Source organism: Sneathiella sp. HT1-7 (genome assembly GCF_020731145.1).
Classification (GTDB): domain Bacteria; phylum Pseudomonadota; class Alphaproteobacteria; order Sneathiellales; family Sneathiellaceae; genus Sneathiella.
Window position 1 is genome coordinate 622,349 of record NZ_JAJFZN010000002.1, and the last position, 23,841, is coordinate 646,189.

Annotated in this window: 27 protein-coding genes and 2 tRNA genes; 22 read left to right on the forward strand and 7 right to left on the reverse strand. The window is 54.8% G+C overall.

All coding sequences use genetic code 11. The features are described from left to right. The first annotated feature begins 61 nt into the window (after positions 1–61). From LKE13_RS08235 to LKE13_RS08265, 7 genes are all read left to right on the forward strand, one after another. Positions 62–481 carry a PaaI family thioesterase gene (locus tag LKE13_RS08235; RefSeq protein WP_227950086.1) on the forward strand — a complete coding sequence of 140 codons (420 nt, stop codon included), beginning with the start codon at positions 62–64 and terminating at the stop codon, positions 479–481. A gap of 189 nt (positions 482–670) precedes the next feature. Then, positions 671–1,135, forward strand: coding sequence for a 50S ribosomal protein L13 (rplM, locus tag LKE13_RS08240; protein WP_227950088.1), 465 nt, complete (start codon positions 671–673; stop codon positions 1,133–1,135). A 2-nt stretch (positions 1,136–1,137) separates the two neighbouring features. Continuing rightward, positions 1,138–1,671, forward strand: coding sequence for a 30S ribosomal protein S9 (gene rpsI / locus LKE13_RS08245; protein ID WP_415776506.1), 534 nt, complete (start codon positions 1,138–1,140; stop codon positions 1,669–1,671). 201 nt (positions 1,672–1,872) lie between these two features. Beyond that, positions 1,873–2,748, forward strand: coding sequence for a hypothetical protein (locus tag LKE13_RS08250; RefSeq protein ID WP_227950090.1), 876 nt, complete (start codon positions 1,873–1,875; stop codon positions 2,746–2,748). A gap of 106 nt (positions 2,749–2,854) precedes the next feature. Next, entirely contained in the window at positions 2,855–3,751 is an 897-nt protein-coding gene (locus LKE13_RS08255) for a fatty acid desaturase (RefSeq protein ID WP_227950093.1), read from the forward strand. 217 nt (positions 3,752–3,968) lie between these two features. Beyond that, positions 3,969–4,754 (forward strand): DUF169 domain-containing protein, encoded by a 786-nt coding sequence (locus LKE13_RS08260; protein WP_227950095.1) that lies wholly within the window; start codon positions 3,969–3,971, stop codon positions 4,752–4,754. A 201-nt stretch (positions 4,755–4,955) separates the two neighbouring features. Beyond that, entirely contained in the window at positions 4,956–5,489 is a 534-nt protein-coding gene (locus LKE13_RS08265; protein ID WP_227950097.1) for a PAS domain-containing protein, read from the forward strand. Here the strand turns inward: LKE13_RS08265 and LKE13_RS08270 are convergent. The 4 genes from LKE13_RS08270 to LKE13_RS08285 form a co-directional block, all read right to left on the reverse strand. After that, entirely contained in the window at positions 5,486–6,115 is a 630-nt protein-coding gene (locus LKE13_RS08270; RefSeq protein ID WP_227950099.1) for a chloramphenicol acetyltransferase, read from the reverse strand. The genes LKE13_RS08265 and LKE13_RS08270 overlap by 4 nt on opposite strands. Positions 6,116–6,117: 2 nt before the next feature. Then, complete coding sequence (locus LKE13_RS08275; protein WP_227950101.1) at positions 6,118–6,657, reverse strand: SixA phosphatase family protein; 540 nt, start codon at positions 6,655–6,657, stop codon at positions 6,118–6,120. Between the two features lie 86 nt (positions 6,658–6,743). Further along, positions 6,744–7,220 (reverse strand): GFA family protein, encoded by a 477-nt coding sequence (locus tag LKE13_RS08280; RefSeq protein ID WP_227950104.1) that lies wholly within the window; start codon positions 7,218–7,220, stop codon positions 6,744–6,746. Between the two features lie 36 nt (positions 7,221–7,256). Then, a complete protein-coding gene (locus LKE13_RS08285; protein ID WP_227950106.1) occupies positions 7,257–7,676 on the reverse strand; it encodes a GFA family protein in 420 nt (139 codons plus the stop codon). A 395-nt stretch (positions 7,677–8,071) separates the two neighbouring features. Between LKE13_RS08285 and LKE13_RS08290 the strand changes: the two genes are divergently transcribed. From LKE13_RS08290 to LKE13_RS08315, 6 genes are all read left to right on the forward strand, one after another. Next, complete coding sequence (locus tag LKE13_RS08290; protein ID WP_227950108.1) at positions 8,072–8,281, forward strand: cold-shock protein; 210 nt, start codon at positions 8,072–8,074, stop codon at positions 8,279–8,281. Between the two features lie 156 nt (positions 8,282–8,437). Further along, positions 8,438–8,770 (forward strand): hypothetical protein, encoded by a 333-nt coding sequence (locus tag LKE13_RS08295; protein ID WP_227950111.1) that lies wholly within the window; start codon positions 8,438–8,440, stop codon positions 8,768–8,770. Positions 8,771–8,811: 41 nt separating this feature from the next. Beyond that, positions 8,812–9,873, forward strand: coding sequence for an N-acetyl-gamma-glutamyl-phosphate reductase (gene argC, locus LKE13_RS08300; RefSeq protein ID WP_227950113.1), 1,062 nt, complete (start codon positions 8,812–8,814; stop codon positions 9,871–9,873). A 27-nt stretch (positions 9,874–9,900) separates the two neighbouring features. Then, a complete protein-coding gene (locus LKE13_RS08305) occupies positions 9,901–10,425 on the forward strand; it encodes a gamma carbonic anhydrase family protein (RefSeq protein ID WP_227950115.1) in 525 nt (174 codons plus the stop codon). A gap of 18 nt (positions 10,426–10,443) precedes the next feature. After that, positions 10,444–11,193: a gamma-glutamylcyclotransferase family protein gene (locus LKE13_RS08310; protein ID WP_227950117.1), complete on the forward strand. Its 750-nt coding sequence runs from the start codon at positions 10,444–10,446 to the stop codon at positions 11,191–11,193. A gap of 123 nt (positions 11,194–11,316) precedes the next feature. Next, entirely contained in the window at positions 11,317–12,321 is a 1,005-nt protein-coding gene (locus LKE13_RS08315) for a cytochrome P460 family protein (protein WP_227950119.1), read from the forward strand. Between the two features lie 27 nt (positions 12,322–12,348). Here LKE13_RS08315 and phaC read toward each other — a convergent pair whose 3' ends face one another. Further along, a complete protein-coding gene (gene phaC, locus LKE13_RS08320; RefSeq protein ID WP_227950121.1) occupies positions 12,349–14,187 on the reverse strand; it encodes a class I poly(R)-hydroxyalkanoic acid synthase in 1,839 nt (612 codons plus the stop codon). Positions 14,188–14,403: 216 nt separating this feature from the next. On the opposite strand from phaC, the gene LKE13_RS08325 reads away from it, so the two are divergent. The 8 genes from LKE13_RS08325 to LKE13_RS08360 all read left to right on the forward strand — a co-directional run bounded on the left by LKE13_RS08325 (position 14,404) and on the right by LKE13_RS08360 (position 21,637). After that, on the forward strand, positions 14,404–15,558 hold the full coding sequence (locus tag LKE13_RS08325; RefSeq protein ID WP_227950123.1) for an OmpA family protein: 1,155 nt from the start codon (positions 14,404–14,406) through the stop codon (positions 15,556–15,558). A 102-nt stretch (positions 15,559–15,660) separates the two neighbouring features. After that, entirely contained in the window at positions 15,661–16,869 is a 1,209-nt protein-coding gene (locus tag LKE13_RS08330) for an LL-diaminopimelate aminotransferase (RefSeq protein WP_227950125.1), read from the forward strand. A gap of 2 nt (positions 16,870–16,871) precedes the next feature. Then, positions 16,872–18,164 (forward strand): homoserine dehydrogenase, encoded by a 1,293-nt coding sequence (locus LKE13_RS08335; protein ID WP_227950127.1) that lies wholly within the window; start codon positions 16,872–16,874, stop codon positions 18,162–18,164. Positions 18,165–18,202: 38 nt separating this feature from the next. Then, positions 18,203–19,162: a class II fructose-bisphosphatase gene (gene glpX / locus LKE13_RS08340; protein ID WP_265334820.1), complete on the forward strand. Its 960-nt coding sequence runs from the start codon at positions 18,203–18,205 to the stop codon at positions 19,160–19,162. 13 nt (positions 19,163–19,175) lie between these two features. Further along, complete coding sequence (recJ, locus tag LKE13_RS08345) at positions 19,176–20,963, forward strand: single-stranded-DNA-specific exonuclease RecJ (RefSeq protein WP_227950129.1); 1,788 nt, start codon at positions 19,176–19,178, stop codon at positions 20,961–20,963. Between the two features lie 92 nt (positions 20,964–21,055). After that, positions 21,056–21,130: transfer RNA gene (locus tag LKE13_RS08350), tRNA-Glu, on the forward strand. 28 nt (positions 21,131–21,158) lie between these two features. Further along, positions 21,159–21,233: transfer RNA gene (locus tag LKE13_RS08355), tRNA-Glu, on the forward strand. Positions 21,234–21,334: 101 nt separating this feature from the next. Next, positions 21,335–21,637: a hypothetical protein gene (locus LKE13_RS08360; RefSeq protein ID WP_227950131.1), complete on the forward strand. Its 303-nt coding sequence runs from the start codon at positions 21,335–21,337 to the stop codon at positions 21,635–21,637. Positions 21,638–21,668: 31 nt separating this feature from the next. On the opposite strand, the gene LKE13_RS08365 is transcribed toward LKE13_RS08360, so the two are convergent. Then, positions 21,669–22,946, reverse strand: a complete 1,278-nt coding sequence (locus tag LKE13_RS08365; RefSeq protein WP_227950133.1) for a pentapeptide repeat-containing protein — start codon at positions 22,944–22,946, stop codon at positions 21,669–21,671. Positions 22,947–23,118: 172 nt separating this feature from the next. Between LKE13_RS08365 and LKE13_RS08370 the strand changes: the two genes are divergently transcribed. Continuing rightward, a complete protein-coding gene (locus LKE13_RS08370) occupies positions 23,119–23,376 on the forward strand; it encodes a hypothetical protein (RefSeq protein ID WP_227950135.1) in 258 nt (85 codons plus the stop codon). A 14-nt stretch (positions 23,377–23,390) separates the two neighbouring features. Here LKE13_RS08370 and LKE13_RS08375 read toward each other — a convergent pair whose 3' ends face one another. Then, complete coding sequence (locus LKE13_RS08375) at positions 23,391–23,729, reverse strand: PilZ domain-containing protein (protein ID WP_227950137.1); 339 nt, start codon at positions 23,727–23,729, stop codon at positions 23,391–23,393. Positions 23,730–23,841: the final 112 nt, after the last annotated feature.

Consider the following 23,841-nt stretch of genomic DNA (forward strand, 5'->3'; position numbering starts at 1 on the left):
GGCTTGCCGCGGCGGGGGAGGGCGATTATCTTGCCCGCATCACAAAGAGGAGAAACCGCCCATGCCCATGATGACCGCCAAGGACCTTGAAGCCTTCAATCGGGAGCATTTCCCCCAGGTCGATCATCTCGGACTGAAGGTGGATCATGTGGACGATCACTCCATTACCGTCACCATGAAAACCGGGGAGCGGCATTTGCGTCCCGGTGGGACGGTTTCGGGGCCGACGATGATGGAACTGGCCGATGCCGCGATGTATCTTCTTCTGCTCGCACAGATAGGCCCTGTCGCGCTTGCGGTGACGACCAGCCTTAATATCAATTTCCTGCGCAAACCGGAGCCGGGGGAGCTAATCGCGAAGGGGCGTCTTCTAAAACTCGGGAAAACCCTCGCCACCGGGGAATTCAGCCTTTTTGCCGGTGATCCGGATGAACCGGTTGCCCATGTCACTGCGACCTATGCGATCCCGCCGAAAAGGTGATATCTTTTCGGTTCTGCATATATCCGGCTGATTTTGCGGTATTATAATACCACAAACGTAAATTAATGAAAATAAACCGCTATTTCGGTTGACTTGGATTTGAAGTGAGATTATACCCGCCACCAGATCGGGGAGCCAATTGCTCCCTTTATTTTGTTGTGGCACGCTTTACGCGAAGGCTTGAGTTAAATGAAAACCTATTCTGCGAAACCATCCGAGGTGGAGAAGAAATGGCTGCTGATCGATGCTGAAGGGCTCGTTCTCGGTCGTCTTGCCTCGATTATTGCGACCCGCCTGCGCGGCAAGCATAAACCCATGTTCACACCCCATATCGATTGCGGCGACAACGTCATTGTCATCAATGCGGAAAAAGTCGCCCTGACCGGCAAGAAGCTGACCGACAAGGTGTTCTACTGGCACACCGGACATCCGGGCGGCATCAAGAGCCGGACGGCGGAAAAAACGCTCTCCAGCGCGCATCCGGAACGGCTGATCCTGAAGGCAGTTGAGCGGATGATCCCGCGCGGCGCCCTTGGTCGCGAACAGTTCAGCAACCTGCGCGTCTATGCGGGTTCCGAACATCCGCATGCGGCGCAGAACCCCGAAGTGGTCGATGTTGCGTCGATGAATGCTAAGAACGTAAGGAGCGCCTGAGTATGGCCGATGAAGCAAACTCCCTTGAGGATCTGAAAGACCTGACCGAAGGCGCCGCCAAGGATGCCCCGGCTGCTGAAGAAGGCGCTGAATTAATTGAGGCCGCCGAGGTTATAGAAGTTGTCCATGTCGATCCAGTGATTGACAGCCTCGGTCGTTCCTACGCGACCGGTAAGCGGAAAAACGCCATTGCCCGCGTCTGGATCAAGCCCGGTTCGGGCAAGTTCACCGTCAATGGCCGTGATCAGGAAGTCTATTTTGCGCGCCCTGTGCTCCGCATGATCCTGCTGCAGCCGTTCGAAGTGACCGACCGCGTTGACCAGTTCGATGTGATCTGCACAGTAAAGGGCGGGGGACTCTCCGGCCAGGCCGGTGCGGTACGCCACGGTATCTCGAAAGCGTTGACCTATTACGAACCGGCCCTGCGCCCGGCGTTGAAGGCCGAAGGCTTCCTCACCCGCGACAGCCGCGTTGTGGAACGGAAAAAATACGGCCGCGCGAAAGCCCGCCGGAGCTTCCAGTTCTCAAAGCGTTAATCGCGAGAGCATACGACAAAGAAAAGGGCTCGCTTCGGCAGGCCCTTTTTTGTTGTGGTTCATCATTTAATAGTTGAAAAATTTGATATTTATTTAGATTATTGGTGTATGACGAATAAGTGTTATAGAAGGGGTCTTTGTTGTAATCGCTTGATTAACTCTTTTTCGGAATATCTTTTGTCAGATATAGGTAGGTATTAGATGGTAAGTTTTGCGTTAAAATTTGAGGGGCGCAACGCAGATGAGCATACATTAGATTTGTACGATGCCGCCCAAGCAATGCTAGGTTTTCAACGCTCGCTAGCAATTACCACGCATTTAGTTTTGAATGGTCAAGTAATTACCCAAGCCCCATCTCTTAAAAACGCAGAGATTCTTACTTTTCCCGCTGAAGAGGGAAGCTGGAAGATCGTAGCTACCATTGTTGGTGGTTTGTTTGCGCTCGGCACGGTTCCGAAAGACACACCTATCGGACATTTGATGCATTCGGCGTATGATTATGTTGTTTCCGAGTCATTAGGTTTTCATGTTGATTACAATAGTACTTTGGGTGAGCAGTATGATCGATTGAAGAAAGATGAGCAGAGTGCTTTGCCAATACTAGAACAGAGCAGGTTTGATTCTGTGATAGAGAAATGTGAGGCCGCAATAAAAGAGATGCACAGGCCGATAATTTATTCTGAAACAGCGACGGATGGGAAAATTTCATTTCAGAGTGGCCCGAATATTGAGCCTTTGCGATCACAATTTAGTAGGGATACATTTGAATATCTGCGCTATACTGTTAAAGATAAAAACCCTGTAAATGTCGAAGGCCGTGTATCTAGTTACAATATAAATACCTATAAAGGCAGGATATACGTAAAGGAAGAAGGAAGGCCGATACCCTTCATCTTAAAGGAAGGTGCTCTATTCCCTTCGAACATAAATAAAATTACTCAAAGCCTTAGTTTAAATGCCGCAGACAGATTTGAACGAAATGGCTTTATAGTTTGCGAGGCTCACAGGATTGAGAGTCGTACCGGAAGACTAAAAAGCTATGAAATAATTAATGTAGCTTTGCCAATACCGGAATAGTGTTTCTTTAAAATAAGAAATTTTTTGGTTCATCCTCCAAGTTAAATTTGACGTTCTCCCAAAATGCCGCATTTCATTGCGAAGCTTTCTCCCGTAAACTCTGCGCATGGAAAGTCGTGAGTTTATCAAATCCCTGACCCGGGGGCAGCGGGAGATGTTGACGCGCCGGTCGGACGCGCGGGGCCTCCTGCATCTGGCCGGGCATGTGGGGTTGATCCTGCTGATTGGCGCGTTGATCGCGATGCAGGGGCCGGGCTGGCCCTTGTTGATGCTGCCACAGGGGATTTTGATTGTCTTTCTGTTCCCCGCGCTCCATGAAACCTCCCACCGCACGGCATTTAAAAGCCTCTGGCTCAACAAGCTGGTGAGTTCGATGTGCGGCGTTGTGACGGTTCTGCCCGCGGAATGGTTCCGCTATTTTCATATTGAGCATCACCGCTTCACGCAGGACCCGACGCGCGACCCGGAGCTGCACGCGCCGAAAATCACGACGCTGCCGCAATATCTCTGGCATGTGTCCGGCCTCCCGATCTGGGTGTCGCATGTAAAGACCATCCTCAAGAACGCGACGGGCCGGATTGAGGATCCCTTCGTGCCGGAGCATGGCCGGGTGGCGATCCAGCGGGAGGCGCAAGGAATGCTCCTGATCTATGCGGTGCTGTTTATCGGGTCGGTCGCGGCGGGCTCCGCGATTTTGCTTTATGTCTGGATCATTCCGGCGGTTCTGGGCCAGCCATTTTTGCGGCTCTTCCTGCTCGCGGAGCATGGGCTCTGCCCGGAGGCGGGAACAAATATTTTTGAGAATACCCGCACGACGCTCACCAATCCTGTCATCCGCAAGCTTGCCTGGAACATGCCCTTTCATGCGGAGCATCATGCCTTTCCGGCGGTGCCGTTTCACGCCCTCGAAAATATGCATATGCTGACGCGGCCGCATTTGAAGGTGACCGAGACGGGCTATCTCGCCTTTCACCGCAAATATATAAAGCGCCTCACTCGCTGACCACACGCGGGACGGCGGCGCGATCCTGTTTCCTGATTTATTGATCTGGATCATTCCCGCCCTTGCCGGTATTGTGGTAGCTGAAACCCGGATGAACGCCAAAGCAGATGAATAAAAAGCGGTGGTCATTGTCGGGGAGATATTTCCGCAGAAGACGGGCAGGACGACAAGAGCAGGCCTTCATGTCACGCTTGATAAAAAGAACGGGAGACGAAAATTGACAAAACTCGACGAATATTATGATTGGGACTCAATCCTCGACGGTCTGAATAGATACCTTCGCATCCGCGCGACGCCGATCGGCATGAAGCTGTTCGAAACGAAAGAGGAGATGGAGGCGGTGGAAAAAATTCGCCGTCCTGATTCAATCCATACGGCGGACCAGATCGTCGGGCAGGCCGCTCGCCTTGGATGGACCGTTGGGGTAACGGCCGACGACTTTGTCGGCGCGCAATGCGGCGCGGTGATGGGGCTGCATCCGCAGGATGAGGAATGGCAAAAGGGCGAACGCTACGCCGGTGTCTGGTATGAAACGCCGGAGGATGCGCGCAATCATCAATCGGCCATGACTGTTGTGCCGTCGGGCCAGTTCACGGCGATGGCTGTCTCTCCGCTGAGTTCAAAACGGCTTAATCCGCCGGATATCTGTCTGATTTACGCGACGCCGGCGCAGATGATCATCTTCATCAATGGCCTACAATGGGCGGGCTATAAGAAGCTTGATTTCTCGGTCGTGGGGGAATCCTCCTGCGCTGATAGTTGGGGCCGGGCGCTGTCCACCGGGGAGCCGAGCCTGTCGCTGCCCTGCTTTGCCGAGCGGCGCTATGGCGGCGTGCTGGAAGATGAACTCCTAATGGCCATTCCGCCCGCCTATCTGCCCAAGGTGATCGCGGGGCTGGCGGCGCTCTCGAAGAACGGCTTGCGCTATCCGATCGCGCAATATGGCATCCAGAATGATGTTCGTGCGGGCATGGGCGTAAGCTATAGCAGTAAATCTAAATAATGACGGCAAATAAACGGGTTATACTTTTACTTGCTATTAGTGCTTTTTAAAGAACGCTGTGCGTGAAAAATGCGTATTGGCATGCGCTAAATAAATGAGTATATTTCCCGCCGCCGATGATAAAGGTATATACTATAAAGTGGTTCGTTCTGTCGGAACCGGGCTCAATTAATAATCGGGGATACGGGGAACCAAGAAAGTATGGCCTATGAAAAGTTCGATAATATTGACTGGGTGACGCCGGACGTAAAAGAGTTTGCATATTATTGGCGCAGCCTCGACCGCGATCGCGTTATTCCGAGGCGGCAAAGTTTCGATCCGGGTCGGATTTCACCTTTACTGCACGGTATTGCGATCTATGAGGTCAGGTCACGGGACGAGATTCTCTACCGCCTGGCGGGGACCAAACTGGTCGACCGGATCGGCATGGAAGTGACGGGAAAGAATTTTCTGGATTTCTTCGAAGGTGAGCGGCGCGCAAAGGCGGCGGACGCGATGTATGAATGCGTCTCCAGACCCTGCGGGATGTTTTCCAGACTAACCGGCGTCTCTTATAAGGGGCGGGTGGAAACAAGCGTGGCCGCTGGGTTTCCCCTGCTAGATCAGGACGATACTTGTAATCGCCTGGTGTTTTATTCCTCTGGATTTGATGAAGATAGCTTCCGAGTGCCGGAAGAAGATCGTATTAAGTCCCTCGAGGCTGAGCAAACCATTTTCATTCAGCTCGACAATTAGAACGCGTCGATATTTTTCTGTAATTCTTCAAAAAAACGGGCCGCATGCAGGCCGTCCATGATGGCGTGATGCGCCTGTAGATTGACGGAAACCCGCGCGCGGCCCTCTTCTTCGACAATTTTCCCCCAGGCAATGCGGGGGATACAGTCATCCTTATCCTGAAGCGGATGGGTCATGGATGTAAAATCGAGCCAGGGGAGACAGCTTAGGTAAATCCACTGATCCTCTCCCTCGGTCTCGCTATCAAGCGTGGCCTGTTTTGATGCCGTCTCAATCGCTGCGCGGCAAGTGGCGTCGAATGTAAGCCAGTCCTCATGATAGCCCGCGTGACAAAAAGCGAAGCGTTCGCCCTCTATCGGCACCGTGAAGGACGGATGGATGATGTCATGCATGACCACTGTCTGGCCGCGAAATCGAGTGCGAAACTCCGGAATCGCGTTGGCGGCCTGCATGACGCAGAACAGCATCGCATTAAAGAGGGAGAGTTTCCTATCCCGTGCGGCACCAAGCAGGCGGGTGACGGTGAGGGAGGCGGTGAGGCTGAAATGTGGTAACTCACTCGCACGGTACATCTCGTAATGAGTCCGCCGATCCCACGACGCGAGGTCGATCTCCGTCTCGCTCATATTTATTCCTCATCCTCGTCATCCGGCCCGGGCAACATTTTAGGCGTGACGAAATGGGCCAGCTTGCCGCGTTCGCCAAGATTGCGCCAGTCATCAATATCAAATTTTATCTGCGTGAGCGCGGCAGAGGGGTATTTCCGCTCGATCCGGTCATAGCCATTATCGGGTGTCCGCTCCGCAAGATCGAGGGCCATCTGCTGCATTGTCGGGTTATGGCCAATGATCATGACATGCACCTCCTCAATAGCCGAGCTTTTGAGATAGGCGATCAGACCGGAACCTGTACCGGCAGAATAGATGGACTTCTCAATTTTCACCTCGGTTCCATCGGGCAGGAATGGGTCGATCTGGGCGAGAGTCTCACGGGTGCGCCGGGAAGGGGAGCAGAGGATGAGATCGGGAAAAATTTTGTTCTTTTCGATGTAAGTGCCAATTTTCAGCGCCCCGCGACGGCCGCGGGAAGAGAGGGGGCGGTCAATATCGGCTTTGGCCCGGTCGGACCAACTTGATTTGGCATGGCGAAGCAAGGTCAGTTTACGCATGAATCTGTCTTTCCCATTTCCCTGAAGATCCGCGATGTATCAGTCTCGCATGGACATAGTATGACAAGAAAGTGGGTCTAGGGGCCTTATTTTTCAACACCAAGTCTCCGGTGCCAGTCGGCGATGGATTCGTCCGGATATTTCTCGAAAACCTTGTCATTCGGTCCGGGCTCCAGCGGCACCCATGCCTTCTTCGATCCGACCATGAGATAGGTCCGCTCTGGTGCGGCGGGAAGCTCGCTATCGATGGCGGAGGCAAAGGGGTGAAGCAGTTCGGGCCAGCGTGGATCATAGACCCAAAGCGCGCTCCCGCAGGATTTACAGAAATGTCGCCGGGCAGGGCTTAATCCGTCTTCGCCTTCAAGTTTCGCTTGATAAACGGAAATATTCTCTTCGCCTTCGACTTTCAGGCTGTTGGCGTCCCCCCCAAGATTAATCGCGAAGCCGCCACCGCCCTGCGTCTTGCGACAGATCGAACAGAAGCAGTAATTATAGGGGTAGGGATGGGTGGAGTTGAGTGAGAAAGTCACCGCGCCGCAATGACAGGACCCATCTAGTTTCATATGCTCTTCCTCTGCAAAATTTCTGGTCGGTTACGCTTAACCGTTTTTCAGTTCTTCCGGATAGGTATCATATTGGGGCACGCCGTCGGTAATTTCGTAATAATCCTTCTTGTCGGCGACATAAATATGATGGCTGGTTTTAAGGCCGGTTTCCCCATCGAGGCTGCCGGCGAGAATGCTTTGATGGCTTTCGTCCTTCAGCCGCCAAAAGAGGGTGCTGCCGCATTCCGCGCAGAAGCCTCGCTCGCCCCAGTCAGATGAGCTGTACCATTTAAGGCCGTCATCCTTGACCAGATGGAAATTTTCCTTTGGCGTAGCAGTGGCCGCGAAATAATGGCCGCTGGTCTTTTGGCACTGACCGCAATGGCAGGAAATAATATCGCGCAAAGGCCCGTCGATTTCATACCGAACGGCGCCGCAAAGGCATCCACCCGTTTTAATGGCTTTATTCTCCATATTTGAGCCTTTCCTCGATTCATCTGAATTATGCCGCGAAAGAATAGCCCGGCTTATGTGTTGCGTCAGCCTTTAAAAAGGCTCGTCGGAGTGGTTGGATGAAATACCCGTAAAATTCGCGGCAAACGGCGCTTTGCCTGGATTCTGCCTAGAAAATATGCGCTTTGCCTAACTCTGTTGCATTGTTCCATATGGAGAGTCACAAAAATTTGATTTTACTGAAATCTTTCTTGCAAAAACTCTCATTATCAATTACGCGAGTCGTCGGGAGTCCTTGTTTTTCGGTTAATTTGCTGCTGGCGACATTGCTTCCAAGGTTGATCTGTCGCTGCTATTTGGGCACTTCGACAGCGCTATCGACCTGATATATAGAATGAGTGTCCAGGAGACTAAACATGGCAAAAGGTACAGTAAAGTGGTTTAACCCAACCAAGGGATATGGTTTCATTGCTCCAGAGGATGGCGGGTCAGACGCTTTCGTGCATATTTCGGCTGTTGAACGAGCCGGTTTGACGACCCTTCAGGAAAACGCAAAAGTTCAGTTTGAGCTTGTTGAAGGGCGTAACGGCAAAGCATCCGCTGAAGAACTCGTGCTGCTGGACTGAGATAAAGGTTCCGATACGATAGAGAAAAGGCGGCGTTTGCCGCCTTTTTTTGTGGCTAAAAAACAAAGGTTTCGATGAGAAACCGTTGCAAATAACGGATTTTCATGCAAAAAACGCCGCTGATACGCGCCACTGCTGGCGACAAGGTTTAAGCGAATGAACTATCCGATTAAAAACGCGGACGATATCGATATTGAAACGCTCGGCATCCCTCTCGATGCAGAGGGCGCTTTTGCGATTAAGGTGAAGGACCATGTCCAGCGTCTGACCGGTGAGGAACTCGTGGCGGAAATGCGCGACCAACTCGATGTTCGGAGTTCAGTGCGTGGCGCTCTCCTGAGAAAAGCGAATAAGGATATTCTCGCAGGCCTGAAAAAAGGCCGGCTCCGATTAGGCGAGGAAGCCCAAGAGGCTTTTGATCTGAATATTTTGATCTGGTTTGCGGATAAGGCCCTGAAGGGCGAGCACCAGAGCTATTTGACAAAATAACGCTTTTAGGAGTCCGGCGCGATCCCGCCCGGAATAAGAACATGACGAACACAACACATAAAATCAACGCCGGTATTCTCGGCGCCAGCGGCTATACGGGGGCAGAGGCCATGCGGCTCCTTCTTCGGCATCCGAATGTCGAGATCAAACTCTTGACCGCTGACCGTAAGGCGGGCCAGCCGGTAGAGGACGTCTATCCCCATCTCGGTGGCTATGGTCTGCCCGATATGATCGCAGTGGAGGAGGCTGACTGGAACGATGTCGACGTCGTTTTCTGTGGGCTGCCGCATGGCACAACGCAGGAAATTATCGCCACCCTGCCCGCAAACGTGAAGGTGGTCGATCTTTCCGCCGACTTCCGGATTGAGGACCCCGATACCTACGCCGAATGGTACGGCCATGAGCATCGGGCGCTGGACCTGCAGAAAAAAGCGGCTTACGGCCTGACGGAACTGAACCGGGAAAAGATCAGTTCTTCCCGGCTGGTTGCCTGTCCGGGCTGTTACCCGACGGCGGTGCTTCTCGCGTTGGTCCCACTGGCTGCGGCAGGCTTGGTCGATACAGATGATCTGGTGATCGATGCGAAATCGGGCGTGACCGGTGCGGGCCGGGGGTTGAAGCAGAACACCCTGTTCAGCGAAGCAGGGGAGGGTCTTAGCCCCTATAGTATTTCGAAACATCGGCACGCGCCGGAGATCGAACAGGAAATCGCCAAGGCCATCGGCCGGGCGCCCGCCGACATGCGGGTCAATTTTGTACCGCATCTTGTCCCCATGAGCCGGGGCGAGTTGATCACCGCCCATGTGCGGCTGAGTGAGGGCAAGACGGTCGATGACCTCCGGGACGAATTTGCAAAAGCCTACAAGGATGAGCCTTTTGTCCGGCTGCTGAAAGAGGGCGCAATCCCGCAGACTCAAATGGTCCGGGGCTCTAACAACTGTGTGATCAATGTGTTCGAGGACCGGATTCCCGGCCGGGCCACTGTGATCGCGGCGATCGATAATCTGGTTAAGGGATCGAGCGGGCAGGCGGTTCAGAATATGAACCTGATGTTCGGATTTGAAGAAACCCTCGGTCTGGAGCAGGCGCCCCTGTTCCCTTAAATACAACAAGAAGAAGAGATACAAACCATGCTCAGAAATATTATTCCCTTCAAGGGGACCTCTCCTACCATTGCCAAGGACGCCTTTATCGCGCCCTCCGCCTTTGTCATTGGGGATACGGTGATCGGGGAGGGATCCAGCATTTGGTTTAATTGCGTGGTGCGCGGTGATGTCCATTCAATCCGTATCGGCAAGCGCACCAATATCCAGGATGGCACGGTGATCCATGTTTCGGGCGGCACTCATTCGACGACAATCGGTGATGATGTGCTGGTCGGCCATAACTGCCTGATCCATGGTTGCACGCTGGAAAACGGCAGCTTCGTCGGGATGGGCGCGATTGTACTGGATGGCGCCGTGGTGGAGACAGGCGCGATGGTCGCGGCTGGCGCGCTGGTCACACCGGGCAAGCGCGTGCCCAGCGGTGAACTTTGGGGCGGCTCGCCTGCGAAATGCCTGCGGAAGCTGACTGATGAGCAAAAAGCGGACCTCACGAGCGGGGCGCACCATTACGCGGAACTGGCGCAAGTCTATCGCGCGGAGCAGGGTTAGAGACGGGTGGTCGAGGTCATGGGGTTTTCGCGAAAACTTTCCTTATTTCCGACGCTGATTGGCGCTCTGGTTCTTCTCTTTTCCTTACACGGCATGGCACGTGCGGGTACGGACATAGCCTGCCATCCCGCGCTCGAGCCGGACAAGGCGCAGTACGTTCTCGGCTATGGTAGCCTGATGGAGACTGCATCCCGGCTTCGGGCTTGGCCAAATGCGAACACAAGTGTGCCGGTGCGGGTTGAGGGATATGCTCATGGCTGGAAAGCACGCGGCCTTGACATTGGTTTCAGCACGACTTTTCTTGGTGTGACTCCGTCGGCGGGGGCAGAGATGATGGCCGCGCTGTTCAGGGTGGAAGATCTCAATGACTTCAAGACAGGCGATGCGCGTGAATCCATCTATTGTCGGGTGCCTGTTCCCTCGGAACGGATACATCCGCTCGATAATTCCGCTGCGCCTAAGGACGGCACCATATGGATTTATGTGCTCGAGGCGGAGCATATACGGCCGCCAGACGAGAAATTTCCCATAATTCAGTCCTATGTCGATATTTTCCTGAGCGGTTGTATTGAGTTGTCCAATCAATCTGCTGCGGAGGATGACGATTTTCTGACGCAATGTATCGACATGACCAGTGGCTGGTCGAGTTACTGGGTGAATGATCGTATTTATCCACGTCGTCCTTTTTACCAACCGAACGCAGGCCGTATCGACCGGTTATTGAAGAAAATGCTGCCCGAACAGTTTTCGGCGATTCGGATCGAGTAACCCTCGTGCGCCGGGTGGTTCCTCCGCGCAATATTCACTCCATCGTGATGAGAGTTGAGATTATTTCTCGCTGACACCGACATATGCTCCTCCCAAAGCATTCAAAAAACCAGGAGAAAGTATATGTCCGCACTAAATTCGAAACTTCTGTCATCCACCTTCGTGGCAGCCCTGATCGGTGTGGGCGGCGTTGTCGCTGTCGCTACGGTGGCGGTGCCGATCACCGCCATAACCGTCAAGCCAGCGGCTGCAGCCTGTAATCCGTGCGCCGCGAAGAAGCCCGCTAACGCCTGCAACCCGTGCAATCCATGCGCGGCCAAGAAAAACCCCTGCGCTGCGAGCAATCCTTGCGCGGCAAAAAAGGCGTGTAACCCCTGTAATCCTTGCGCGGCGGCCAAGGCAACTGCCTCCGGCTGTGTTGTGCCCTCGGTTCAAAAAGCGGCGGCCTGTAATCCTTGTGCGGCGAAGAAGCCTGCCAATGCCTGCAACCCTTGTAATCCATGCGCTGCGAAAAAGGCCTGTAACCCTTGTAATCCTTGCGCCGCAAAGAAAAATCCATGTGCGGCGAGTAATCCCTGCAATCCCTGTAACCCGTGCAATCCTTGCAGTGCCGGAGGCGTTGCGGAAGTTGAACTGGAGCCCGCCGAAGCCACCGCCGCCTATGAGTGCCTGAACGCAGATATGAAGGCGGCCTATGCCGGATCTGGCGTGCCCGAGGCCGCGCATTATCTTGACTGGAAAGCCTTTTCAAGTGCGCCTTACGCTTCCGCCACCCATGGCGGGCGGCATGTCATGAACTACGCCAATGACGTGGCCAAGGAAGCCTATGGCAAATATGAGGAGGTCGGCAAGATGCCGGTCGGTTCGATCCTAGCGAAAGACAGCTTCGTTGTTCAAACTGACGGGCATGCCGCTGTCGGGCCGCTCTTCCTGATGGAGAAAATGGCGGCTGGCTTTAACGAGGCGAGCGGAGACTGGAAATATTCCATGATCCTGCCGAACGGCGCCGTCGCCGGGGTCACCAACGGCAAGGGCTCAGAGAATATGGTCTTCTGTTACGAATGCCACATGGTCATGGAGGATACGGACAGCCTGTTCTTCCTCCCAGAAGAGCTTCGCGTAAAATAATTTCTCCTGAGGAGCAGCGGCGGTTGGCTATTCGCCGCCGCCGCCGTCTCCCGTGTAAGGCTTGGCCTTGACCTTCACATAGCTTCCGGGCGCATCCTCGATCGGTTTTAGTTTGCCTTTCGCCGGATCGCGCGCCGGGACCTTGGGGCCAGATTTCTTGGATAGCCATTTGTCCCAATAGGGCCACCAGGAGCCGGGATGCTCTTTCGCATCGGCAAACCATTCCTCGGCCGTCTCGTATTTCTTTTTCTTCTTCGTGTTGGTCCAGTACTGATATTTATTTGCGTCCGGATGGTTGATCACCCCGGCGATATGGCCTGAACCCGCCAGCATCAATTCCGTCGGGCCGCTGAACAGCTGGGTATTCTTGAAGACCGACTTGAACGGTGCGATATGGTCTTCCTTACTCGCCTGGATAAAGATTGGCGTTTTCACCTTCGAAAGATCAATGGGCTGCCCACCGAAAGTGAGTGCGCCCGGCTGCCGAAGGAGGTTTTTCTGATACATATTACGCAAATAGAAGCTGTGCATCAGATGCGGCATGTTTGTCGCATCGGTATTCCAGTAGAGCAGGTCGAACGGAAAGGGTGACTTGCCCATCATGTAGTTATTAATCACGAAGGACCAGATCAGGTCGTTGGAACGGAGAAGGTTGAAGGTGTTCGCCATTTCCTTGCCTTCAAGATAACCTCCCTTCATCTTGCTTTCGACCAGCTGTATATGATCCTCGTCGGTGAAGACAAGGAGGTCGCCCGCGTCCTCAAAATCGAGTTGGGCGGCGAAGAAGGTGGTGGCCTTGATCCGGTCTTCCTCTCCAATCGCGGCGAGATAGGCCAGCGTCGTCGCCATCAGGGTGCCGCCGATGCAATAGCCGATGGTAGTGACTTCCCTTTCCCCGGTGGAGGTTTCGATCGCGTCGAGCGCGGCAAGAATACCTTCCGCCATATAGCTTTCGAACGTCTTCTCCACATGCCGCTCGTCGGGGTTGACCCAGGAGATCACAAAAACGGTGTAGCCCTGCTCGGTGCACCATTTGATGAAGGAATTTTCCGATTTCAGGTCGAGAATATAAAACTTGTTGATCCAGGGCGGGGTGATCAGCAGCGGGCGCTTATACACCTCTTTCGTTGCCGGCGCATACTGAATGAGCTGCATCAGGTCATTTTCATAAATCACCTTGCCGGGCGTCACCGCGATATTGCGTCCGACCTCGAACGCATCTTCATCCGTCATCTTCGGGATAAGTTGCCCTTTGGTCCGCTTGAGATCATCGAGCATATTTTCAAGGCCATGAACGAGGTTTTCGCCCTTGCTCTCTATGGTCTTTTTCAGGACGTCCGGGTTGGACCAGAAGAAATTCGACGGCGACATGGCGTCGGTATAGAGCTTGGTGTAGAAATCTGCTTTTGTCTTGGTTTGCTTGTCCAACCCCTCAACTTCGGAGACGGTCTCCTGAATCCAGTTGGCGGTCATCAGGTAGGATTGCTTGATATAGTCGAAGATCTGGTTCTCGCTCCATTCGTCGGACTTGAAGCGCTTGTCGCCCGCTTGCGGCGTCACCAGCGGCGGCGTTTCCTCTCCGCTCGCGCGCATCGCAGCGTTCTGCCAGAGGTTCATGTAATTCTTCCAGAGCGCGGCCTGTGCCTCGACGATTTTGGCCGGGTCCGCCATCATCTTATTCATCAGTTCCATAAAGGTCTTGCTGACGGTCGCCGGGTCCGGATCGATATGGGTCGGCTGCTGACTGTTCAGGAACTCGGTAACAACCTCCTGACTCTGTGCGGCAATCTTGGCGAAATTCTCAGCGAACTCCTTGGAAGCTTCAAGGGCTTCCTGGCTGCTTTCAAGCGGCTCTTTACTTGTCATATCGACTCATTCTCCCAGAGTTGTTGTCTTCTATGCAAACCAACATATTTCAGGCTACATGAAATTTCCTCGCTGCCTTGAAGTCGTCAGAAAACATTGCGAATTTTCCCCTCATATGTTTTATGATAACCTTGTTTTTTTAAGAGTATATCAAAAAACTTGCCAATCTCAATGCGGCCCTCCGCCGCAGCAGGAACTGGCAGGACGGACGCATCGATGACCATGACGCCAAACACTTTCGAAAATCGCTTTTTATGTGCCTCGCGCCTTCTGCTGGGGGGTGCCCTTCTGCTCGCTGTGTTGGCGGGCACTGCCTGCTCTACGGATAATACGGAAGAACAGGACGCGGCGGAATACCCGAATGTGAACAAGGTGCCGGAACAACCGGAAACCGTTGCGACATTGACGGAGGCAGAGGAAATCGAGGAAGGCTTGCGCGCCGACCGCGAGAATGCCCGCTATACCGATGAGACCCTGCGTGCCGATACTTCTTTGCAGCCGCCACTGGCCGCACCGCCGAAACCGGTGGTCGAGGAGGTCAAGACCGAGACTGTTACAGAAGTAACGGAAACAGTGACAGCCGATGGTTCCGAGACGGTGAAAGAGACCGTCACGGAAGTTGTTGAAGAAAAGACGGTCGAGGCGGCGCCCGTCGTTGCTGCCGTGGCGCAAGAGGAAGTGACAGAAACCCCGTTGCCCGCGCCCTCAGTCGTTGATTCCGCACCGGAGACACCGGCGCCTGAACCCGCACCTATGCGTGAGCAAATTATCAGCGGAGAGACAGCACCCAAACCCGCTATTGAAAGCGTGTTTGAGCAGCAGCTCGCAGCGTCCGGTGTCACACGTCTGCCAACCACGATGAGTTCCGATAGTTCTACTGCTACGTCAGCCTCATCTGTTGCGCCTGCCGTATCTTCGTCTTCAACTATCTCAGCCTCTTCCAGCGGATCGGTGACCCTGACCCCGCCGCTCAATGATGGCGGGCGCACCATTCCAAACTATGCGGCATCCGATGGCACGACGCCGATCGAGACGATTTATTTCGCGCAAGGCTCCCACCGGATCAACGGGTCGGACAAGGATAAACTCGACCGTATTGCACGCACACAGATGGCCGCGGGCGGCACGCTCAAAATTGTCGGTCATGCCTCCAGCCGGACGCGGCAGATGGCGGAAGAAAAGCATATGATCGTCAACCTGAATGTCTCGCAAGCGCGAGCATCGGCGATTGCGGAATATTTCATCAAGGCGGGGGTAGAACCCTCCAATCTGCTGGTTGAATCCGTCAGCGATACGGAACCCCGGATCGCCGAGCCGATGCCGAGTGCGGAAGCCGTGAACCGCCGCGCAGAAATCTTTCTTCTAAATTAACTAAAAGTCGTTTAAATACCCGCATAGAATTTAACTCAGGAACCCGGATCGCCGTCCACGCGCGCCGGGAACCGCATTATTACAACTAACTGGAAGAGGCCGATGGACCCGGATTTTCACCGCATAAAACGCTTGCCACCCTATGTCTTCGAAGAAGTCAATCGGATGAAAGCAGCAGCGCGAGCGGCCGGAGAGGATATCATCGATCTTGGCATGGGTAATCCGGACAGCCCGACGCCGCAGCATATTGTTGATAAATTGGTGGAAACGGTCCGCGATGGCCGCACCCATCGGTATTCGACAAGCCGGGGCATCCCGGGCCTGCGCCGCGCCAACGCCGCCTATTATGCGCGCCGCTTCGATGTCGAGATTGACCCGGAGACGGAAACCATTGCAACACTGGGATCGAAGGAGGGGCTTGCTAACCTTGCCATGGCGATTACGACGCCGGGCGATGTGATCCTCTCGCCGAACCCGAGTTACCCGATCCACCCTTACGGCTTTATTATTGCGGGCGCTGTTGTTCGGCATTTTGAAGTCGGGCCGGGGATTGATTTCTTTGCGGGGCTGGAACGCGCCGTGCGCCATTGTATTCCGACGCCGACTTGCCTGATCCTGAATTTTCCGTCAAACCCGACGGCAATGACGGTCGATCTTGATTTCTATAAGGAAGTTGTGAAATTCGCCAAGGATCACGAGATGTATATTCTCTCGGACCTGGCCTATGCGGAGATTTACTTCGGCGATGTGAAGCCGCCCTCGATCCTGCAGGTCGAAGGTGCGCGCGATATCGCGGTCGAGTTTACGTCTCTGTCTAAAACCTATTCCATGCCCGGTTGGCGCATGGGCTTCGCAACGGGCAACAAGCGTTTGATCGGCGCGCTGGCGCGGATCAAGTCCTATCTCGATTACGGCGCCTTTACACCCATTCAGGTGGCGGCGACGGCGGCGCTCAACGGCCCGCAGGACTGCGTCGAGGAATTCCGCCAGCTTTATAAACATCGGCGTGATGTGCTGATCTCCGGCTTTGCTGCGGCTGGCTGGGACGTGCCCTCACCGGATGCGACCATGTTCGCCTGGGCACCAATACCGGAACCCTTCAGGCATCTTGGCAGTCTTGAGTTTTCGAAGCTATTGTTGCAGGAAGCGCAGGTCGCTGTTGCCCCGGGACTTGGTTTTGGAGAGCATGGGGACAGCTTTGTCCGTGTCGCCATGGTTGAGAATGAACAGCGGATCCGGCAGGCAAGCCGCAATATCAAGAAATTCATGTCCAATGCAGATGCGCATCTTGGACGGAAAGAGGCTTCCTGAAAGTGAGTACCAACGTGAAAATAGGGATTGCCGGGCTGGGCACTGTCGGCGCGGGCGTATTAAAGATTATCCGGGAACATGGCGATCTGCTGGAGGCGCGCTCAGGCGCGCATCTGACTGTCACGGCCGTTTCCGGGCGCGATAAAACCAAAGACCGGGGCGTCTCCCTCGATGGGCTGACCTGGTATGATGATGCGCGGGCGCTCGCCGATGATCCCGAAGTGGATATCGTGCTGGAACTCATCGGCGGCAGTGATGGCGTGGCCAAGGACCTTTGTGTGAAGTCTCTCTTGAACGGCAAGCCGGTCGTCACCGCGAACAAGGCCCTGCTGGCCGAGCATGGCAACGCGCTTGCGAAGCTTGCCGAGGAACATAATGCCCAGCTCGCCTATGAGGCGGCAGTCGCCGGCGGCATTCCAATCGTCAAGGCACTCCGCGAGGGGTTGGCGGGCAACGCGATCTCCCGGGTTTATGGCATTCTCAACGGCACCTGCAACTACATCCTGACTGAGATGGAAGAGACGGGCGGAGAATTCGATGCGATCCTGAAAGATGCGCAGGATCTTGGTTATGCCGAGGCCGACCCCGGTTTTGATATTGATGGCGTCGATGCGGCGCATAAGCTTGCCATTCTGACCAGCGTTGCCTTTGGCACGCCTGTCGATTTCGCCAGTGTCTATATCGAGGGGATTAGAAATGTCACCGCCGCCGATATCAAAGCTGCGAGTGAGCTTGGGTATCGCATCAAGCTTCTTGGCGTTGCCCGGCGGACAGATGCGGGAATCGAGCAGCGGGTGCATCCCTGCATGGTCCGCCGTGATACCACCATCGCCAATGTAAATGGTGTCTTTAACGCGGTCGTCGTTGATGGTGATTTCGTCGATGAGACGTCTTACGTCGGGCGCGGCGCAGGCGAGGGGCCAACAGCCTCCGCTGTGGTTGCCGATATCGTCGATATCGCGCTGGGCCGTCATACGCCGACTTTTGGTATTCCGGTCGAGAAGATGACGGATATCCCGAAAGTTCCTGTCGCGGACCATGTGGGCGCCTATTATGTCTGCCTGACGGTCTATGACCAGCCGGGCGTCATCGCCGATGTCTCGGCGGTATTCCGTGATGAGAATATTTCCATCGAGAGCCTGTTACAGCGCGGCCGCTCTAAACAGGAGGCGGTTTCCGTTATCCTTGTCACCCATGAGGTGCAGGAGGCGGCACTGCTGCGCGCCCTTGGAAAAATCGAAAAATTCACCCATAGTGTGGCGAAACCGCGTATGATTCGCATCGTCTCGCTTTAAAAAACAGTAAGCTTTATTAAAGTAATGGAAGAGAAAACATGACTAAATCCTCGAAGCTGGATAGAAATCTCACTCTGGAAATTGTTCGTGTGACAGAAGCCGCCGCACGCGCCGCCTGTAACCTCGTGGGTCTCGGCGATGAGAAGGCCGCTGATCAGGCCGCTGTTGATGCCATGCGCACCGCGCTGAATTTACTCAATATCGATGGCACGATCGTCATCGGCGAGGGCGAGCGGGACGAAGCACCGATGCTTTATATCGGCGAAAAGGTCGGCACAGGCAAAGGCCCGAAGATCGACATTGCGCTCGATCCGCTGGAAGGCACGACATTGACCGCGAAGGGCGGGCCGAATGCGCTTGCCGTGATCGCGTTTGCTGAATCCGGTAAATTCCTGAATGCGCCGGACACCTATATGGAAAAGATCGCCGTTGGCGGCGGGTACCCGGACGGGATTATCGATATTAACAAGGGGGCGGGTGAGAATCTCCGCGCGATCGCGAAAGCAAAGGGCGTGCCGGTCAGTCAGACCATGGCGTGCGTTCTTGATCGGCCGCGCCATGCGGAGATCATCGCCGATATTCGCAAAACCGGTGCCCGTATCCAGCTTATCTCTGACGGTGACGTTGCCGGCGTGATGGCAACGGCAAACCCCGATACAGGTATCGACATGTATATCGGTACGGGCGGGGCACCGGAAGGTGTTCTGGCTGCTGCGGCGCTTCGTTGTATCGGCGGGCAGATGCAGGGACGGCTTGTCTTCCGCAATGATGACGAGAAAGCACGCGCCGCAAAATGGGGCATTACTGACCTAAACCGCGTCTATAACCTTGAAGAACTTGCCGCCGGGGAAGTCATCTTCGCCGCGTCAGGTGTCACTGACGGTTCCATGCTGAAGGGTGTGCGCCAGAAAGGCGACCGGGTCTATACGGAAACCATCGTGATGCGGTCCTATTCCGGCACTGTGCGCTATATCCGGGGCGATCACAAAGCCAAATAACGGGATCTGATTGATGGACGCGCCCCAAGCGCCGGCCTTTCTGGATGTTGAAAATTCGCTGACAGCCCGGCGCTGGCGGTTGCGTTCTGAAAATGAGCGTCTCGGCCTTGCCATTGCGCAACGTCTTGATGTGCCGGAAATCGTCGGTCGCGTCATGGCCGGGCGCGGTGTTCCGCTGGAGGAGGCGGAACAGTACCTCACGCCGCAGCTTCGCCATTTGCTGCCTGATCCGTCCAGCTTTAAGGATATGGATACGGGCGCGATGCGCATTGCCGCCGCCATCGAGGCGGGGGAGCGAATTGCCGTCTTTGGCGATTATGACGTGGATGGCGCAACGTCTTCGGGACTGCTCAAGCGATTCTTTAATGCCATCCGGCAACCCCTTGATATTTATATACCCGACCGCATGAAAGAGGGTTATGGCCCGAATGCGGCGGCAATGGATACGCTGAAGGCGCGGGGAATTGATCTGATCGTTACGGTTGATTGCGGGATCGTCTCCTTCGATGTGCTGGCCCATGCGAAAGAGATCGGGTTGGAGGTGATTGTTGTTGATCATCATCAGGCGGAAACACGCCTGCCCGAGGCGGTGGCCGTCATCAACCCCAAGCGCCATGACGAGAGCCAGAACTATACCTATCTCGCCGCTGTGGGGGTAACTTTCCTGCTGGTGGTCGCCATCAACCGCGCGCTGCGCAAGGCGGGCTGGTATAGTGAGTCCCGGCCGGAGCCGGACCCGCGTCATTGGCTTGATCTGGTGGCACTCGGCACTGTCTGTGATGTGGTGCCGTTGATCGGGCTTAATCGTGCGTTTGTTGCGCAAGGGCTGAAAGTCATGGCGCGGCGGGGCAATGCGGGTCTTGCGGCGCTTGCCGATGTGGCGGGCCTTGACGAGACGCCGGGTACCTATCACGCTGGTTTTCTGCTGGGGCCGCGGGTCAATGCAGGCGGTCGCGTCGGTCGCCCTGAATATGGCCCGGAGCTTCTCTCCAGCGACAGCCCGGAAAAATGCCGGGAACTGGCGGGTTATCTCGATCGTTATAACAAGGAACGCAAAGAGATTGAGGCCGGGGTGCAGGCGGAAGCCATGCTGATGGTGGAGAAAAGCGATCTCAAGAATGATTCGGTAATTGTCGTCGCAGGGGAGGGATGGCATCCGGGTGTAATCGGCATCGTCGCTAGCCGCATTAAGGACGCCTATCAGCGTCCGGCGGTGGTTATCGCCCTGGAAGGCGGCACCGGAAAAGGCTCCGGCCGTTCTGTTCCCGGTGTGGATATGGGCGCGGCTGTGGGCGCCGCTCGGCATAAGGAACTGATCATCGCGGGCGGTGGCCATATGATGGCGGCGGGGTTGACCCTCGCGACCGACCGGATCGATGAGTTTCGCGCCTTTCTCAATGACCGGCTCGCAAAAGATGTGAGCGAGGCGGCAAAGACGGCCAGCCTCGGTCTGGACGGCGCGCTGTCGGTGGATGGTGCAACAACGGAGCTGATCTCGCTAATGGATCAGGCGGGTCCTTACGGGGCGGGCAACCCGGAGCCGAGATTCGCGCTGCCCAACGTTCGACTGGTCCAGGCCAGCATTGTCGGCGAAAATCATGTGCGCTGTATCCTCACCGGTACGGCCGGGCGCGGGCGTCTGGCAGGGATAGCCTTCCGCGCACTGGAGACGCCGCTTGGTGATGCGCTACTGGGCCATAACGGCGGTAGTTTTCATATTGCCGGGCATCTGAGAAAGAACAGTTGGCAGGGAAAAGTCTCCGCACAGCTGATGATCGAGGACGCCTTTCGCCTTGCATAGGCAACAGAAGTACTGAATTTGAGATATTTCACATTTTTTACTTGATATGTGGGGATAGAATAGGTAAATCCTGCCCCTGCGACAGGATATATGTCCCCTTCGTCTATCGGTTAGGACGCCAGATTTTCATTCTGGAAAGAGGAGTTCGATTCTCCTAGGGGATACCATCCTGATACCGGTGCCATTTCTCGATGCGTCCCCTTCGTCTATCGGTTAGGACGCCAGATTCTCATTCTGGAAAGAGGAGTTCGATTCTCCTAGGGGATACCACCGGCGATTACTGGCTGTGTTCCCATCTCTTTCAATTTCCATCTCTTTCCCCTACATATATCCATGACGATTGCCGTAATGCCTAGCGACGGGAGAATTTTATGAATTTGCGCCTTTGTTTTGAGAATAAAGCCGGAGTGAATATCGACGAAGCCGCCGTCTTTCGCCATTACGCGGAGAATTACCTGAGCGGGTTCGATGTGAAATGGGCGGGCACGATCAGTATTCCCCACCATGATACAAACACCAACCCGATGGAACCGCTCTGGCAGTATGTGATTGAGGATGCGAGCCAGGCTGCCCGCGATTACCTCGTCGAATATCTGGATCGCAACCCGATGGCCGGCTATTTCGTGCATGTGTATGAGGTCAATAGCGGCGACGGCGACCGGAAAATCAACTAAGTCGATCACTGATCGGAAGAAGGGCTGAGCCTCAGGCGCTGACTTTGGTGTCGAAATGGGCGTCTTCCAGATCTGCGCCGTCGAAAATGGCGCCGTTCAGTTTTGCGCCTTTGAAATTCGCGTCGATCAGATTGGCGTCGGTCATATCCGCGCCTTCAAGGTCCGCACCGGCAAAGCTCGCCGCAGAGAGGTTGGCGGGCCATTTTTTGCCCAATGGCTCCCCGTTCGGGCCCTTAAGGTCCACCGCGGTGAGAATGGCGCCTTTCATCTTGGCATTCTTGAGGTTGGAGCGGGAGAGATTGACCCCCTCCATCATCGCATCGGTGAGGTCCACTTCCTCCATGATGCATTGGGACAAATCGCTCATCACGGCCTGTGCGCCACGAAGGTTGGTACCCTTTAGGTTGGCGCCCTTCATCGTTGCGCCGCTCATGGCGCAGCCGGAAAGATCCATGCCCGAGAGGTCCATGCCAGAGAGATCAGCACGCTCGCCCTTCAGGCCATTTGTCTCCACCCAGAGGAAATGTGTTTTCAATAGCGCCTGCAGGTTCGGTGGGAGCGGGGTTGATTCTTCCTGCTCCGGAACCAGATGCGCGGCGACCGCCTTGGATTTGGAGAAATCGACATTTTCCGTTTTTGCCCCGTCGAGTTTCACATTCTCGAAATTACATCCTTCGACTTTGGCACCCGTGAGATCAACATTGGAAAGATCAGCGCCGGCAAGATCGGCATTTGTCAGATCGCAGCCCGCCATATCGGAGCCCATAAAGCCCGTGCCATGCAGATCCGCGTTGGAAAGGTTGGCCCCGCGCAGCTGGGAGAAAGCGAAATTCGCATTCCCGAGCGCCGCGCCAGAAAGGTTGGCGCCGTTCAGGTTGGCTTTTTCCGCGACAACTTTTTCCATTTCGGCATTGGATAGATCGCTTGCGGGGAAGGTGACCGTCTCGCCACCCGACAGGATGAGGGAACCACCCCGGAAGTCTGCTTCCTGCAGGTTCGCGCCATTGAGTTTCGCGCCCTTCAGCTCTGCGCCGCGCAAATCCGCGCGGATAAGAAGGCTGTCGCGCAAATCAGCTTTGGTCAGGTCGGCGGCATACAGATCGGCGGAGATAAGATTGGCACCGCGAAAGATGCTCCGCGAGAGTTTGCAACCCGACAGGCAGGATTTCTGAAGCTTTGCCCCGGCGAAATTCGCCCCGGTGAAGTCGGCATGTTTGAAGTTTGCTTGGGCGCCTTTTTTAGGATTCACCAGCCATTTTCCGTGCTCGGCTAGCATTCCCATTATATCTTGCGGCGTCATTGATGTCATGCGGTACTCTCTTTGCCGGAACCTTGTCTTGGTTTTGATAAGACTAGATTAACATTTATCTCACATACTTCGGGGCAGTAAATAACTGCTATCTGATTTTATAAACAGACAAGGTTAACAGTTAGTTGCTATCTGCCGTTAATTGATGAAACAACGCCGAGGACGAGAAGAAATGTTTGAAGTTACCCAGGAACAGGTTGATGCGTTGGAAGTTTGGGTGCGGAACCGTCGCGAAGCCTATTTGCGCATGGGATTTCATTTGGCGGCAAATTCGGGCGCAAGCGCGCTGGTCGACTTCTCGGTCGATGGCGGCCTCAACTCGGACGACCTGAAAAAATCAATTTTCGATTTGCGTAAAGAATATGAACTGGCGGAAATGTTTCATAAAGACGCCAAGCAAGTGCTCCATGCCGGACGTCAGGGCGGCTAAAACTCCGGCTGAGATTAACTAACCACGTAGAACTGTGCCCGGCGCTTTCTCGCCACCAGATTGGCGATCTGCCGGATCAGGGCCTGTTCTTTTTCTTCCGAAAATTCAAACTTGATCCCGACTCCGTCCTCCATCTGGCGGACGATGCGTGCCGGGATGAGGCCAATATTCTCAATCTCGACGCTGATTTCTGTCGCGTCCGGCAGGCGCATGTCCATCTGCAATCCGGCCCCGCCAAGAGAAATATTCAGGATGCGCGCAGGCAGGCGGCCACCGACATGGGCAACCTCTGTTTCCCCGGCCATCACAATGCGGCGATGCGCGCGGCGGTTCTCTGCTGTGGTCGTCGTCATCTTTGCTCCTGAGGGTGAGGGCTGGCGTTACCGGCTCCGTCGGTGTTAAAGACGCAGTCTGGTGAAGATTGGTTAAGAAGTCGTTTGCAATGCCCATAAATCGCCATAAACT

Coding starts and splice junctions, on each gene's coding strand:
- LKE13_RS08235 (WP_227950086.1), top strand. CDS start 62: ATGCCCATGATGACCGCCAAGGACCTTGAAGCCTTCAATCGGGAGCAT.
- rplM (WP_227950088.1), top strand. CDS start 671: ATGAAAACCTATTCTGCGAAACCATCCGAGGTGGAGAAGAAATGGCTG.
- rpsI (WP_415776506.1), top strand. CDS start 1,138: ATGGCCGATGAAGCAAACTCCCTTGAGGATCTGAAAGACCTGACCGAA.
- LKE13_RS08250 (WP_227950090.1), top strand. CDS start 1,873: ATGGTAAGTTTTGCGTTAAAATTTGAGGGGCGCAACGCAGATGAGCAT.
- LKE13_RS08255 (WP_227950093.1), top strand. CDS start 2,855: ATGGAAAGTCGTGAGTTTATCAAATCCCTGACCCGGGGGCAGCGGGAG.
- LKE13_RS08265 (WP_227950097.1), top strand. CDS start 4,956: ATGGCCTATGAAAAGTTCGATAATATTGACTGGGTGACGCCGGACGTA.
- LKE13_RS08270 (WP_227950099.1), bottom strand. CDS start 6,115: ATGAGCGAGACGGAGATCGACCTCGCGTCGTGGGATCGGCGGACTCAT.
- LKE13_RS08275 (WP_227950101.1), bottom strand. CDS start 6,657: ATGCGTAAACTGACCTTGCTTCGCCATGCCAAATCAAGTTGGTCCGAC.
- LKE13_RS08280 (WP_227950104.1), bottom strand. CDS start 7,220: ATGAAACTAGATGGGTCCTGTCATTGCGGCGCGGTGACTTTCTCACTC.
- LKE13_RS08285 (WP_227950106.1), bottom strand. CDS start 7,676: ATGGAGAATAAAGCCATTAAAACGGGTGGATGCCTTTGCGGCGCCGTT.
- LKE13_RS08290 (WP_227950108.1), top strand. CDS start 8,072: ATGGCAAAAGGTACAGTAAAGTGGTTTAACCCAACCAAGGGATATGGT.
- LKE13_RS08295 (WP_227950111.1), top strand. CDS start 8,438: ATGAACTATCCGATTAAAAACGCGGACGATATCGATATTGAAACGCTC.
- argC (WP_227950113.1), top strand. CDS start 8,812: ATGACGAACACAACACATAAAATCAACGCCGGTATTCTCGGCGCCAGC.
- LKE13_RS08305 (WP_227950115.1), top strand. CDS start 9,901: ATGCTCAGAAATATTATTCCCTTCAAGGGGACCTCTCCTACCATTGCC.
- LKE13_RS08310 (WP_227950117.1), top strand. CDS start 10,444: ATGGGGTTTTCGCGAAAACTTTCCTTATTTCCGACGCTGATTGGCGCT.
- LKE13_RS08315 (WP_227950119.1), top strand. CDS start 11,317: ATGTCCGCACTAAATTCGAAACTTCTGTCATCCACCTTCGTGGCAGCC.
- phaC (WP_227950121.1), bottom strand. CDS start 14,187: ATGACAAGTAAAGAGCCGCTTGAAAGCAGCCAGGAAGCCCTTGAAGCT.
- LKE13_RS08325 (WP_227950123.1), top strand. CDS start 14,404: ATGACCATGACGCCAAACACTTTCGAAAATCGCTTTTTATGTGCCTCG.
- LKE13_RS08330 (WP_227950125.1), top strand. CDS start 15,661: ATGGACCCGGATTTTCACCGCATAAAACGCTTGCCACCCTATGTCTTC.
- glpX (WP_265334820.1), top strand. CDS start 18,203: ATGACTAAATCCTCGAAGCTGGATAGAAATCTCACTCTGGAAATTGTT.
- recJ (WP_227950129.1), top strand. CDS start 19,176: ATGGACGCGCCCCAAGCGCCGGCCTTTCTGGATGTTGAAAATTCGCTG.
- LKE13_RS08360 (WP_227950131.1), top strand. CDS start 21,335: ATGAATTTGCGCCTTTGTTTTGAGAATAAAGCCGGAGTGAATATCGAC.
- LKE13_RS08365 (WP_227950133.1), bottom strand. CDS start 22,946: ATGACATCAATGACGCCGCAAGATATAATGGGAATGCTAGCCGAGCAC.
- LKE13_RS08370 (WP_227950135.1), top strand. CDS start 23,119: ATGTTTGAAGTTACCCAGGAACAGGTTGATGCGTTGGAAGTTTGGGTG.
- LKE13_RS08375 (WP_227950137.1), bottom strand. CDS start 23,729: ATGACGACGACCACAGCAGAGAACCGCCGCGCGCATCGCCGCATTGTG.